The sequence below is a fragment of the Burkholderia sp. AU32262 genome (assembly GCF_020419985.1).
In the GTDB taxonomy this organism is placed as follows: Bacteria; Pseudomonadota; Gammaproteobacteria; order Burkholderiales; family Burkholderiaceae; genus Burkholderia; species Burkholderia semiarida.
In genome coordinates this window covers 13,853-27,033 of sequence record NZ_JAIZRS010000032.1, presented here as the reverse complement: position 1 = coordinate 27,033, position 13,181 = coordinate 13,853, and the positions used below count along the sequence as shown (strand labels likewise).

The window sequence follows — 13,181 nt, the reverse complement described above, 5'->3', positions numbered from 1 at the left end:
TCATCAATGTCCTGCGGAGAGCGCGCCTTCAGCGTTCTGCCATGCAAGCGGGCGAGCGCACCCACTCCGTGCCGCGTCACCGTGCGGTGACAGCTAACGCGGCAATTCACGCGCCCGCCTTCTCCCGCGCCGCCTTGCCCGTCGCGGGCAACCCCTGCTCATGCATGCGGCGCATCCGTGCGAGACCATGCGCGACGTGCTCGCGCACGAGCGCGACGGCCTTTTCCTCGTCGCCGGCCGCGAGCGCCTGCACGATCCTGTCGTGCTCGGCCGCCGACACCGCGATCGCATCCTCCTCGGCCTCGATCGCCGCCTGGCGCAGCAGGCCGAGCTGGCGCACGAGCCGGCGGTAGGTATCGACGAGATGCGTATTGCCGACGCCGACGACCATCGCGTCGTGAAACTGCACGTTCAGCTCGGTATAACGCGTGACGTCGTGCGCCTTCGCGGCGTCCTTCATCGACTGGACGATGCCCTTCAGCACCTTCAGCGTGTCGGGCGAGATGCGCTTCGCGAGCGCGCGCGCGACCGACTCGTCGAGCATCGCGCGCACTTCGTAGATCTCCTCGGCCTCGCGCAGCGGCACGACGCGCACGGTCACGCCGCGGTTCTTCTCGTTGCGCAGCAGGCCGGCCTGTTCGAGCGCGCGGAACGCTTCGCGCACCGGGCCGCGCGACACGTTCAGCCTCGTCGCGATATCGACTTCGTTGAGCTTTTCGCCGGGCGCGTATTCGCCGGAAACGATCGCGCGCTCGAGCATGTCCTGAACGATCATCGCGAGCGACTGGCTTTGCAGGAGTTCGATGGCGCTGAGCGCGTTCGGGGCGGTCATGGTCGGGCAGGCGGCGGAGCTGTCGGTGAAAACGGGGGGCGCCGTATCGGCGAATGATCGTTGTATACCGTCGCCCCGGCATATTGTCCACAGTTTTCAGTCGCCAAAAGCCCATCCTGCGCGCCGGAGTGCAACCAATCTGCAACCGGCACGCGGCGGGCGAACGCGCGCCGAGCCGCCGCGCGCTCGCCATTTCCGCATGCTACGTGGCGCTTTTCCCGCGCCTTCCCTCGTTGTTTTCCTCGTGCCTTCCTTCTGCGGCGGCGCCGTGCGTCACTTCGGCAGCGCCGGAATCATCCACGTCAACACATGCTGCTGCAGGAACACCAGCACGCCGAGCAACAGCGTGAGAATCACGCTGTGCCAGAAGGTGCGGGCGAACACGACGCCCTCCTGCCCTTTCAGGTCCGTCGTCGACACGCCCGTCGCGATGTTCTGCGGCGAGATCATCTTGCCCATCACGCCGCCCGACGAGTTGGTCGCCGCCATCAGCACCGGATCGAGGCCGAGCTGCCGCGCGGCGACGACCTGCAGGTTGCCGAACAGCGCGTTGCCCGACGTGTCGCTGCCGGACAGGAACACGGCGATCCAGCCGAGCGACGCGGACACCAGCGGGAACAGCGCGCCCGTCGACGCGACGCCGGTGCCGAGCGTGTAGCTGATGCCCGAGTAGTTCAGCAGGTACGCGAGCCCGACGATCATCATCACCGTGACGATCGCGATCCACGTTTGCCGCCACGTCTTCACCACGCATTCGACGAACGCGCCGGGGCCGGTGCGCGTCAGCGCGGCCGTGATGATCGCCGACACGAGGATCGCGGTGCCGGTGCCGAGCGGCTGGAAATCCCAGATCGCCGCATACGGCTTGTGGTACAGCGACACGTACACGGCGTTGTGCAGGCCCGGCCACTTGATCTTCACGTCGCCGATCGCCGCGATGTTCGCGTGCACCCACACGATCACGACCACCGACACGACGAGCCACGGCAGCCAGCCGCCGAAGCCCGCGCGCGCGGCGCCGGCGGCGGCCGGCACGCTGCGCGCGAGCGCGTATTGCGGATCGGGCTGCGGCTTCCACACCTGCAGGAAGCCGATCGTCACGATCAGCGACGAGAGCGACGACAGCACGTCGGTGAGCTGATAGCCGAGGTAGTTCGACGTGACGAACTGCGCGAGCGCGAAACTGCCGCCGGACACGAGCAGCGCCGGCCACAGCTTCGAGATCGAGCGCAGCCCGCCATACGCGCCGACCACGTAGAACGGCAGCAGCAGCGCGAAGAACGGCAACTGGCGGCCGACCATCTGCGCGAGCGTCGCGGGCGGCAGCGACGTGACGGCGCCGAGCACGGTGATCGGCACGCCGAGCGCGCCGAACGCGACCGGCGCCGTGTTGAACAGCAGCGTATAGGTAAGCGCTTCGAGCGCGGGGAAGCCGAGCGCGATCAGGAGCGCGCTCGTGATCGCGACCGGCGTGCCGAAGCCGGAAATCCCTTCGAGCAGACAGCCGAACGAGAACGCGACGACGAGCAGCACGAGGCGGCGGTCGTCGGGCAGGTTATCGAGCATCCACTGCCGGAACTGATCGAAGCGACCCGACTTCACCGCGATGTTGTACAGCAGCAGCGCGTTGAAGACGATCCACATCACCGGCACGACCGCGAGCGCCATGCCGGCGCCGACCGCGTTGAACGCGAGGCCGGCCGGCATCCCCCACGCGCCGATCGCGACCGCGAGGCCCGCGACGAGCCCCGCGAGCGACGCCTGCCACGCGGGGCGGCGCAGCACGCCGAGCGCGATCAGCGCGACCGCGATCGGGATCACGGCGACGAGAAACGACAGGAGCAGCGAGTGCGCGACGGGCGTCAACGGTTGCGCGAAGACGATGCCGGGCGGTAGGGCGTCGGTGGGATTCATCGTGTCTCCAGAGTCGACCCGAATTCGCATGTCGATGCGCCGGGTTCGGTACAAGGCGATGTCCTGCAGTCACGGCCGCGATCGGGCGCTTGCATGCGCAACGACGTTGCGCGGCCAACCGATCGGTCGCTTAAAAGAGGTTAGGAGGCGCGGCACGCTTGTACAAGGGGGAGAAGCCCGATGCGGCGGGCCGATGCGGGCGGCCCGCCGCACGATGGCCGGCAGATGGCGCGCCGCTGTCGCGTTCGACAGGAAACCCGTCGCGGCCGGCTCACCGGTGCGCGCAATGTTGCGCGACCGGAAAAGGTGACTGCCAGCCGCGACGATGTTTCGTTGGGCATCCGAAGCCTAGACTGGCTGCATCGTTTCCGGCCGCGCCGGCGATGGCGCGGCACCGGGGTCTCACGGAGCACACACGATGAAGACGATGAAACACGCGGCATGCGCTTTCGTGCTGATCGGCGCGGCGTTCGCCGCTCACGCGCAAGCCGCGTCGACGCTCACGCGCGCGCAGGTCCGCCAGGAACTCGTGGCGTTGCAGGCCGCCGGCTACCGGACGAGCCTCGCAAGCAGTCCCGACTTTCCGGGCAACATGCAGGCGATCATGCAGCGTGCCGCGCAGGCGCAAGGTGAAGGCGACGCTGCCGGTTACGGCGGCGCTGCCCGGGCCCGCACGGAATCGGGCAAGCCGGCGCTGCCGCACGTAGTCGATCGCGGCACGTACGCCCATCACTGATCACCGATGGAACCGGATGGCCGTCGCATCGCGGCGTGGCGCAGCATTCTGCGCCGGCCGCGTGCGCGATCGTCACACGCTGAAGCGGTTCAGCGTATAGGCGCGATAGGCGGCGACGAATGCGTCGAACGATCCGGCCTCCTTCGCTTCGAGCTCGGCCTGCTCGGCGAGCGACTTCGCGGCGAGCGCCTGCTCGGTACGCAGCGTCTCGGCCGACGGCGGGCGCGCGCGGAAATGCGTGGCATGCGCTTCGCTCTGCGCGAGCGCGAACGCGAGGAACGACTGGCCGTTCTCGCGCATCGTGCGCAGCACGCGCGCGGATGGCGTGCGCTCCGGATCGGCGAGCTTCTCGCGCTGCGCGGCAATCGCGCGCGCATGCGCGTCGCCGCCGCGGATTTCGTCCAGACGTCGGCCGACGACCTCGATATCGGCCATCAGCTCGTCGGCCCACTGCTGCAGCGTGATCGACTGGCCGTCGCGCGTCAGCGTGAGCCCCGGCTTGCGGCCGTCCAGCGTCACGCTGCCGAAGTTCGTGTTCGCTTCCTTGTACGCGTCGCAGTCGAGCGGCGCGCTTTCGTCGAGCGCGCACGCGAGCAGGAACGCGTCGATGAAGCGCGCGGTCTCCAGCGCGATGCCGGTCGGCTCGAACGGATCGATGTCGAGGCACCGCACTTCGATGTACTGCACGCCGCGCGACGCGAGCGCATGCAGCGGCCGCTCGCCCGAATACGTGACGCGCTTCGGCCGGATCGTCGAATAGAACTCGTTCTCGATCTGCAGCACGTTCGTGTTGATCTGGATCCACTCGCCGTCGCGATGCGTGCCGATCGCCTCGTACGCGGGATACGGCTCGCTCACGGCCTTCGACAGCGCGTCGAGATAGCCGGGCAGCGTGTTGTAGTCGACGTGCAGCGCGGCCTGGGCCGTCGTGTTCGAGTAGCCGAGATCGCTCATCCGCAGGCTCGTCGCATACGGCCGGTACAGCGTATCGGCGTCGAACGTGTCGAGCTTGTGCGGCTTGCCGCGCAGGAATTTCGTGTCGAGCACCGGCGACGCGCCGAACAGGTACATCAGCAGCCAGCTGCGGCGGCGGAAGTTGCGGATCTGCGCGAGATAGCGTTCCGACTGGTAATCGACGAGCGTCGCCGTCGATTCCTCTTCCGCATGCAGGCGCCGCCACACTTCCTCGTGCAGCGAGTAGTTGTAGTGGATGCCGGCGATGCACTGCATCGTGCGGCCGTAGCGATACGCGAGGCCGCGCCGGTACACCGTCTTCAGGCGACCGATGTTCGACGTGCCGTAGTCGGCGATCGGGATCTGGTCGTCGGCCGGCAGCAGGCCCGGCATCGAGTCGTTCCACAGGATCTCGTCACCGAGCGACGCATACACGTAGCGATGCAGATCGTCGAGGCGTTCGAGCGTGAGCGCGGCGTCGCGCTCCGCGGGCGTGATCAGTTCGATCAGCGCTTCGGAATAGTCGGTCGTCAGCGCCGGATGCGTGAGCGCCGAACCGAGCGCGCGCGGATGCGGCGTGAACGCGATCATCCCGTCGCGCGTCACGCGCAGGCTTTCCTTCTCGATGCCGCGCAGGCCGTCGGGCAGATGCTGCCGCGTCGGGCCCGAGCTCAGCGCGTCGAGGCGTTTCAGCAGCAGTTCGGACTGGCGGTAAGTCATGGTGTTCGACATGGAGACGCAAGTGCGTGACGGCCGCGCGCAGAACGCCGCGCGCGGCCGGCTGGATTGTTGGTCGCTTCGTTGGTAGCGGGCACTTTAACATCTCGCCGGAACCCGCGCTTGAGGTGGCGCCGGGTCCGGCGCACGGGCCTGAGCGGGCCACCGGACGGGTCGGACGCGCCAGTCCCGGCCTCCATCGCCGGCTCCGGACAACGCCGGCCGGCACGCCGGTCAGTGGAATTCGTCTGACGGAACGTGAACGGCGAACGGGTGGCGCGCGGGTGCAACCATGCCGCTGAATGGATCGGGAAGCGACGCGTGCGCGGGCGTCGCACGCGCAGCATCGGGGCGGCGCCGAATGCGTGGCATCGCCATGACGGGCCGCGTCACGCCTGCGCTCGCCGCATGCCGGCATCGCGTGCGCAACGGGTTGCGGCACTGCCTGCTGGCGGTCGCACCCGGCCGGCCGCCGCAGTTACCCGCCGCGCGCGCCGCCCGCTCGGTCGGCCACTTCGTTCCACAGATGCAGCGCCGCATACGCGCGCCATGGCCGCCAGCCTTCGGTGCGGCGCTTCTGGCTGGTGAGCCGGTCGAGCGCCGGGTCGCGCGCGGCGATCGACTGCATCAGCACCAGATCGGATGCCGGCCACGCATCGGGGTCGCGCCACGCGCGCATCGCGATGTATTCGACGGTCCACGGGCCGATGCCAGGCAGATCGAGCCACGCGCGGCGCAGCGTCGCGAGATCGGCATGCGCGCGATCGACCGGCACGTCGCCGGCCGCCACCGCGCGCGCCACGCCGGTCAGCGCCGCCACGCGCTTGCCGGGCATCCCGATCTTGTCGAGATCGCACGCGGCCAGCGCGTCGGGCGTCGGGAAACGCCACGCGGGCGCGCCGTCGTCTTCATGAATCACGCGTTCGCCGGCCCGTTCGACGAGCCGGCCGACGATCGTCGTCGCGGCCTTCACGCTCACCTGCTGGCCGACGATCGCGCGCACGGCCAGCTCGAACCCCGACCATGCGCCCGGCACGCGCAAGCCCGGCGCGGCCTCGACGAGCGGCGCGAACCACGGATCGCGCGCGAGCCCGCCGCCGATCGCGGCCGGATCGGCGCCGAGGTCGAACATCGTCGCGACACGTGCGGCGAATGCGTCGTCGACGTGACGCGCGACCGCCCCTTCGACGGTCGCGATCAGGCAGTGCTTGCGCGGGTGCTTCGTGACGGTGAGCCGGCCGGCATCGCCGTGCAGATCGACGATGCGGCGATACGCGCCGCCGGCCACCTGCTCGACGCCCGGAATCGCGCGCCCGCTGAAGAAGCGCAGCACGCGCGCCCAGTCGTACGGCGCCTTGTAGCGCAGTTCCATCTGCGCGGACGGCGGCACCGGGCCGCCGTTCGCGACAGACGTGATCGTTATCGTGTCGATGCTCAAACCGCACTGCCCTCCGTCTCGGCTTCGGCTTCATCGTTGTGAACATGGCGCGCCTCGGCCGCGAGCAGGGTCGCCTTGCGGCGCACGCCCCAGCGATAGCCGGCGAGCGCGCCGCCCTTTTGCACGACCCGGTGGCACGGGATCGCGAGTGCAACCGGATTCGACGCGCACGCGGACGCGACCGCCCGTACCGCGCGCGGCGAGCCGAGCGCCTCGGCGATCTCCGAATAGCTGCGCGTTTCGCCGTACGGGATATGCGTCAGCGCTTCCCACACGCGCTGCTGGAACGCGGTCGGCGCGATGTCGAGCGGCAGGTCGAACGCGTGCCGCGTGCCGTCGAGATACGCGCGGATCTGCGCGACGAACGGCGCGAGCCGGGCCGACGATTCGACGAGTTCGGCCCGCGCGAACGCGCTCTTCAGCTCGACGACGAGCGACGCCGCGTCGTCGCCGAACGCGATCCGGCAGATGCCCTGTTCGGTCGCGGCGACGAGCACCGTGCCGAGCGACGTCGACGCGGTCGCGTAGTCGATCCGCAGGCCGGCGCCCTGGCGGCGAAACGCGGACGGCGCCATCCCGAGCTCGCGCGACACCGACGCATAGAGCCGCGACGGCGAGTTGAACCCCGCGTCGACGGCCGCCTGCGTGACCGGCTGGCCGTTTTGCAGCGCCTGCCGCAGCGCGGCGCCGCGCTGCGCGGCCTGGTACTGCCGCGGCGACACGCCGACCACGCGCTTGAAGAGCCGCTGCAGGTGGAACGGGCTCACGTGCACGGCGTCGCTCAACTGCTGCAGCGTGAGCCGCTCGGCGTGCGCGTCGAGCACCGCGCACGCGCGATTGACGATTTCCAGCTCGCGCGGCAGCCCTTCCGGCTGGCAACGCTTGCAGGGCCGGAAACCGGCCGCGCGCGCGGCCGCCGGATCGGCGAAAAAGGACACGTTCTCGCGGCGTGGCTGCCGCGACGCGCAGGTCGGGCGACAGAACACGCCGGTCGTGCTGACGCCATAGAAGAACGCGCCGTCCGCGTGCGGATCGCGCTCGGTCACGGCGCCCCAGCGGGCATCGTCGGTCGGATAGGCGGTTTTCATCTGAACCTCGCACTCTCTAGTGTAGATGGTGCCTACTCTAGCCATCGGCACATGCCGTCGCGCCCTGGATCTTGCTCTGTGATTCGGGCCGGCGAATCGGGGCCACATCCATGGGGATAAATGCGACGAAACGCGCGCGGCGGCTGCTCGCGCGCCGTTTCCGTCATCGTCCCGTCACCGTTTTGCTGCAGTGCGGATGCGACAAATCGCCGTCCTGACGTTTTTTTGCAATCGGAATATTGCGTCGCACCATCGCCGTGTGTATAGTTGGAACTGTCTCCTCCATGTCTCCTCCTGATATGGATTAAGCCCGTTCCGCTCTGCGTGAACGGGCTTTTTTTCGTCCGTCGATTGTGCCGCGTTCCGGCCGGCAGCGCAGGCGCGATGCGTCTACACTCGATGCTCGTCGACTGCGAAGGAGTCCCGCCCATGAAGCCCACCATCCGCGGAATCGATCACATCGTGCTGCGCGTGACCGACATGGCGGCCATGACGCGCTTTTACTGCGACGCCGTCGGCTGCCATGTGGAAAAGGAACAGCCCGATCTGGGCCTCGTGCAACTGCGGGCCGGCGATGCGCTGATCGACCTATTGACGGTCGGCGGCCCGATCGACCGCCCCGACAGCGGCCCGCCTGGCGCCGGGCGCAACCTCGACCACCTGTGCCTGCGCGTCGAGCCGTTCGATCCCGACGCACTGGTCGCCCATTTCGCCGCGCATGGCGCGCGGCCCGGCGCGCCGGCCGAACGCTACGGCGCCGGCGGCTACGGGCCGTCGATCTACCTGTTCGATCCCGAAGGCAACATGGTCGAATTCAAGGGGCCGCCGGCCGCGCTCGGCTGAACGCGGCCGACGCGCGAGCCGTTACGCGTCCGCGCGCGCCTTCAGCACCGCCCACTCGACCGCGACCGGATCGTGGTCCGCGCTCGAGATCCATGCGGCGCCGTCCTGCACCGTGCACTGCAGGCGCATCGTGCGCGCCGCGAGCCGCCCGAGCGCGGCCGCGACGCCGTCGGCGAGCGACAGCACCTGCACGTTGCGCAGCCGTTCGACCTTGCTGCGCACGCCCTGCCACCAGATATCCGACGTCTTGCCGCCGTACGCGATCACCGTGACCTGCCCGGCACGCCCGGCCGCCTTCGAGATGCGCCGTTCGTCGGGCTGACCGGCCTCGATCCACACGTCGATCGCGCCCGTCAGGTCCTTCTGCCACAAGTCGGGCTCGTCGACGTCCGACAGCCCCTTGCAGAATTCGAGCCGCTCGTGCGCGAACAGCGCGAACGCGACGATGCGCACCATCATCCGTTCGTCGGTTTCCGACGGATGGCGCGCCACCGTCAGCGCGTGATCGGCGTAGTAATGCCGATCCATGTCGGCGATTTGCAATTCGGCTTTGTAGATCGTGGATTTCAGCGCCATGCGGATACGGCCCGGGCGGGCATTCGGTTCGGTCGGGCCGTGATGATACCGAATGCGGGCCGTCCGGCGCGCGTCATGCGCGCCCCACAGCGCAACGGCCCGGCATTGGGCCGGGCCGCGTTCGGTTCGCGCCGCCGGCTCGTCGGGCCGGCGCGCTCGCGCGTCGTGCGACTGCGCGGGGAATGGACGGTTACTGCTTGACGAAGCGTGAATCGGCCCAGAGGCCTTGCTGGTCGCTGTTGTCGGCGCTGACGAACTGCACGTCGCCCTGATCGACCGACACCACGCGGAAGCGCTGGCCTTCCGGCACCGACAGGCAGCGGAAGTCGTCGAAATACTGCTGCTTCGCCTGCGACTTGCCGTCACGTTCGTGACTCAGTACGGAGTCCAGATTGTCTTTCGACAGGCAACCCCATGCGTTCTTCGTCAGCTGGATTTCCTGCTTCGGCTTGACGGCCGAATCGCCGCCGGCCTGGGCAATCGACACCGCGCAAAACGCGCCGACAAGGGCAAAAAGGACACCGGTACGCTTGATCATGTTCTGTCTCCAGGCTTGCGGGCACCAGGCTGGGTTAGCTATGTGTTTAAAGGTGATCGTGAACCCGCGTTTTTCACTTTAGAAGACCGGCAAACGATAGCAAGCACATTTGTTGTGCGACCGCAATAGCGGCGGATTGTCGCACCCCGTGCGCGGCCCGCTTTTCGCGGGCGGCGCGCGTCCGGCAAACGCTGCCGAATCGCGGACGGGCCCGCGCCGCCCGGCGGAAAGCGTTATCCGACAAGGCTTTCAGCGAAGTTACAATGCGGCGATTGAACGGTTTGGATAATCCATTTCGCTATTCGGCTCATTTTGATGCGTTGCACATAAAGTCATCCAAAATGATTCGACTTTTACCGCAGCGCGGCAGCGCCTTTACCCGATACAAGAAAAATGCCAGATATAGGCGCATCCGTATTTATCCGTAGATCGCCGCCTCTATTCGGCGCGCTCGGTGCCCCGTCGCAAGCGCATTTCGTCCGTGTGGTGTTTACCCTGCTTTATTCAATCCGGTTTGCTGGCGCTCGAAATAATCGCGCTGGAAGATGCACATGCGATAAGCGTTGTGATACGCGCCATTCCCGAAAAATTCTTCCTTCAATTCGGCTTCGTGCTGGAATCCGCATTTCTCGTACACGTGAATCGCCGCCGCGTTCGACGTATCGACGATCAGGTACAGCTTGCGCATGTTCAACACCTTGAACGCGTATTCGATCGCGAGGCGCGTCGCCTGGCCCGCATAGCCGCGCCCCTGGCACTGCGGCGCGATGATGATCTGGAACTCGCCGCGGCGGTGGATGTAGTCGAGCTCGATCAGCTCGACGAGGCCGACCAGTTCGTCGCGCGCATCGACCGCGACGAAACGGCGCTCGCGCTGATCGTGCACGTGACGGTCGTACAGTTGCGACAGTTCCGAGAAGGTTTCGTACGGCTCCTCGAACCAGTAGCGCATGATCTTCGCGTCGTTGTTCAGCTCGTGGACGAAGCGCAGGTCCTGGCGTTCCAGCGGCCGTAGCGCGAGCGTGTGGGTATCATTCTGAAGTTGCATGTTGGTGTCCTTTTTGATGTCGCCGCATGCGCGGAATGCCTGCGGCGCGGCCGCGTTCCGGCCCGTTTCGCACTGTAAGAAATTGAACGCGGGCGAAGTTCAGAGCCTAGAATGGGAACAAGGGTTCCTGCCACCGCAAGGAGGCTATCGTGATCGAGCAAGTCATCCTCGGAATTTTCCTCGTGCTGCCGCTCGTCATCGTGGCTGCGCTGTTTTCCGACGAACTCTGGCAGGAGCATCGTCGCCAGCATCCGCGCGACGAGAACGCACCGCACATCGACTGGAAGCATCCGTGGCGCCGCGTGCGACGCGGGCATTGACTTCGATCATCGTCGATCCGCCGCATGCGCAGGGCCGGCCACCCCAGGCCGGGTAACATGCGGGCACGACCCTTGCGCTTCGATCCGATTCCCGCCCCACCCGCGAGACACCGACGTGAACGACAAGCCCGCCCTTCCTCCGCACGATATCCCGAACGAAACGATCGACCTGCAGATCGCCGATGTGCTGGCGACCGTCCGCTATCCCGCGAACAAGGATGCGATCGTCGATGCCGCACGCGACGCCGGCGCCAGCAACGAAGTGCTGGCGATGCTCGACGGCCTGCCCGAACAGGACTACGCGGACGTCGACGCCGTCACGCGCTGGATTGCCGGCAACTTCGGCCCGGGGCTCGGCATTTGAGCGGATGCCAATAACGCGATAGGATCGGGCCGCACCGGTCGCGCCGCGATCGGGGAGCGCGCCGCCCGGCGCAAGATCGGGCGTTTCGCGCGCGTGCCCGGGGGACTCCATGGAAGGCATCCTGATCCAGCACACGACGCAACGTCAGCTGTGGTTCGGCGCGCTGACGGCGCTCGTCATCCTGCTCACGCTCGGGATCGCCGTGCCGCACGCGAACGTCGCGCTGCCGGCCGTCGAGCCGTTCATGCCGATGTGCGCGCTCACCGTGTTCACGACCGCGAGCATCGCGGCGTTCTTCCTCGGCGCGCAGTTCACCGTGACGCGCCGGCCCGTGCTCGGTGCGCTCGGCGGCGCCTATGCGTTCACCGCGCTCGCCGTCGCGCTGCAGTTGCTGACCTTTCCCGGCGTGTTCGCGCCGCACGGCCTGCTCGGCGCGCGCCCGCAAAGCGCCGCATGGATGTGGATCTTCTGGCATGCCGGCTTTCCGTGCTTCGTGATGGCCGCGCTGGTCGCACGCGAGCGGCTGACGCGCGCGCCGGTCGGTGCGAAAGAAACACGCCGCTGGACGCTCGCGCTCGTCGGCGGCCCGGCCGTCGCGGCGGCGCTCCTGTGCGTGCTCGCGCTGAACGTGTCGCTGCCGCCCGCGTTCCATCCGCCTCGCGACGCGGCCGTGCTGCCCGTCAACGGCACCGCGCTCGTCGTGTGGATCCTCAACGTGCTCGCGCTCGTGGCCGTGCTGGTCACCGGCCGGCTGCGCACGACGCTCGACCTGTGGCTCGCGATCGCGGTGCTCGCGTGCCTCACCGATACGACGCTGAACCTGCTGTCCACCCATCGCTTCACGCTCGGCTGGTATGTCGCGCGCGTGTTCAGCATGTTCACGCCGGGCGTGCTCGTGTGCGTGCTCGCATGGGAAGTGACGATGCTGTATCAGCAACTGTTCGAAGCGCACGCGACGCTGATTCGCTCGTCCGCGCGCGACGGGCTCACGGGTGCGTTCAACCGCAGCCACTTCAACGACCATTTCCACACGCTGTTCCTGCAGGCGCGGCGGCAGGGCGAACCGCTGTCGCTGCTGATGGTCGACGTCGACCACTTCAAGGCGTACAACGATGCGTTCGGTCACGTGAAGGGCGATGCGTGCCTGATCGCCGTCGCGAATGCACTGGTCGGCGCGGTGCGGCGGCCCACCGATATCGTCGCGCGCTACGGCGGCGAGGAGTTCGCGATCGTGCTGCCGAATACCGGCGCGCACGGTGCGCGGGTGGTGGCCGACGAAGCGCGCGAAGCCGTATTGCGGCTCGACCTCGCGATGCCCGATTCGCCGGCCGGGCGCGTGAGCGTCAGCATCGGCTGCGCGACCGTGTCGGCCGACGACCTGTCGACGCCCGACGCGTTGATCGAGGCCGCCGATGCCGCGCTGTATCGGGCGAAGGACACGGGGCGAAACCGGGTCGTCGTCGCCTGAAACGTCTGCTGTTTGGCTAATTGTTACGGTCATTTTGACCGGAATAATCCGCCGTTACGGATTGCGGCGCGGGGATACGATCGCTTACAGCCTCGGCCGGAGCCGCTCGCTATGCTGGGTTTCATATTGAATCCGAGCAGGTGAACGCGATGAAGAAGGCCCTTTTGCTGATTGCCGGCGTCGCCGTGTTGTTGAGCGGCTGTATCGTGGTGCCTGACGGTGGCGGGTATTACGGTGGGGGTGGGTATTATCACCATCATCGTCATTGGGATTGAACGTCCGGCCTGGCTTCGACGGGCATCCCAACTTCGTCATCAGGCTTGCTGCCGACGCAGGGTCGGCCTA

General features: G+C 67.6%; 14 protein-coding genes. 6 read left to right on the top strand and 8 right to left on the bottom strand.

Annotated features, from left to right (window positions below):
• Positions 1–106: 106 nt before the first annotated feature.
• Positions 107–832 carry a phosphonate utilization associated transcriptional regulator gene (locus LGN10_RS28750; protein WP_226225806.1) on the bottom strand — a complete coding sequence of 242 codons (726 nt, stop codon included), beginning with the start codon at positions 830–832 and terminating at the stop codon, positions 107–109.
• A gap of 273 nt (positions 833–1,105) precedes the next feature.
• The gene (locus tag LGN10_RS28745; RefSeq protein WP_059573592.1) at positions 1,106–2,746 is read right to left on the bottom strand and encodes an L-lactate permease; all 1,641 of its coding nucleotides are present in this window, start codon (positions 2,744–2,746) and stop codon (positions 1,106–1,108) included.
• Positions 2,747–3,164: 418 nt separating this feature from the next.
• Between LGN10_RS28745 and LGN10_RS28740 the strand changes: the two genes are divergently transcribed.
• Entirely contained in the window at positions 3,165–3,482 is a 318-nt protein-coding gene (locus LGN10_RS28740; RefSeq protein WP_059608923.1) for a DUF4148 domain-containing protein, read from the top strand.
• Positions 3,483–3,554: 72 nt separating this feature from the next.
• On the opposite strand, the gene gshA is transcribed toward LGN10_RS28740, so the two are convergent.
• From gshA to ada, 3 genes are all read right to left on the bottom strand, one after another.
• Positions 3,555–5,168, bottom strand: coding sequence for a glutamate--cysteine ligase (gene gshA, locus LGN10_RS28735; RefSeq protein ID WP_226225805.1), 1,614 nt, complete (start codon positions 5,166–5,168; stop codon positions 3,555–3,557).
• 463 nt (positions 5,169–5,631) lie between these two features.
• Complete coding sequence (locus LGN10_RS28730; RefSeq protein WP_059573589.1) at positions 5,632–6,591, bottom strand: DNA-3-methyladenine glycosylase family protein; 960 nt, start codon at positions 6,589–6,591, stop codon at positions 5,632–5,634.
• A complete protein-coding gene (gene ada / locus LGN10_RS28725; RefSeq protein ID WP_060312297.1) occupies positions 6,588–7,679 on the bottom strand; it encodes a bifunctional DNA-binding transcriptional regulator/O6-methylguanine-DNA methyltransferase Ada in 1,092 nt (363 codons plus the stop codon). The genes LGN10_RS28730 and ada overlap by 4 nt, the downstream gene beginning before the upstream one ends.
• A 429-nt stretch (positions 7,680–8,108) precedes the next feature.
• Here ada and LGN10_RS28720 point away from each other — a divergent pair, with 429 nt between their 5' ends.
• Entirely contained in the window at positions 8,109–8,522 is a 414-nt protein-coding gene (locus LGN10_RS28720) for a VOC family protein (protein WP_226225804.1), read from the top strand.
• Positions 8,523–8,543: 21 nt separating this feature from the next.
• Here the strand turns inward: LGN10_RS28720 and LGN10_RS28715 are convergent, their stop codons facing one another.
• From LGN10_RS28715 to speG, 3 genes are all read right to left on the bottom strand, one after another.
• A complete protein-coding gene (locus LGN10_RS28715) occupies positions 8,544–9,098 on the bottom strand; it encodes a YaeQ family protein (RefSeq protein ID WP_059573586.1) in 555 nt (184 codons plus the stop codon).
• A 190-nt stretch (positions 9,099–9,288) separates the two neighbouring features.
• Complete coding sequence (gene sap1, locus LGN10_RS28710; RefSeq protein ID WP_059573585.1) at positions 9,289–9,636, bottom strand: surface attachment protein Sap1; 348 nt, start codon at positions 9,634–9,636, stop codon at positions 9,289–9,291.
• Between the two features lie 490 nt (positions 9,637–10,126).
• Entirely contained in the window at positions 10,127–10,684 is a 558-nt protein-coding gene (gene speG / locus LGN10_RS28705) for a spermidine N1-acetyltransferase (protein WP_059573584.1), read from the bottom strand.
• A gap of 149 nt (positions 10,685–10,833) precedes the next feature.
• Here speG and LGN10_RS28700 point away from each other — a divergent pair, with 149 nt between their 5' ends.
• The 4 genes from LGN10_RS28700 to LGN10_RS33580 all read left to right on the top strand — a co-directional run bounded on the left by LGN10_RS28700 (position 10,834) and on the right by LGN10_RS33580 (position 13,111).
• Entirely contained in the window at positions 10,834–11,004 is a 171-nt protein-coding gene (locus tag LGN10_RS28700; protein WP_006489933.1) for a hypothetical protein, read from the top strand.
• Between the two features lie 115 nt (positions 11,005–11,119).
• Positions 11,120–11,368 carry a DUF2795 domain-containing protein gene (locus LGN10_RS28695; RefSeq protein WP_226225803.1) on the top strand — a complete coding sequence of 83 codons (249 nt, stop codon included), beginning with the start codon at positions 11,120–11,122 and terminating at the stop codon, positions 11,366–11,368.
• A 109-nt stretch (positions 11,369–11,477) separates the two neighbouring features.
• Positions 11,478–12,836: a GGDEF domain-containing protein gene (locus LGN10_RS28690; RefSeq protein ID WP_226225802.1), complete on the top strand. Its 1,359-nt coding sequence runs from the start codon at positions 11,478–11,480 to the stop codon at positions 12,834–12,836.
• A gap of 149 nt (positions 12,837–12,985) precedes the next feature.
• A complete protein-coding gene (locus tag LGN10_RS33580) occupies positions 12,986–13,111 on the top strand; it encodes a hypothetical protein (protein ID WP_256097665.1) in 126 nt (41 codons plus the stop codon).
• Positions 13,112–13,181 lie beyond the last annotated feature (70 nt).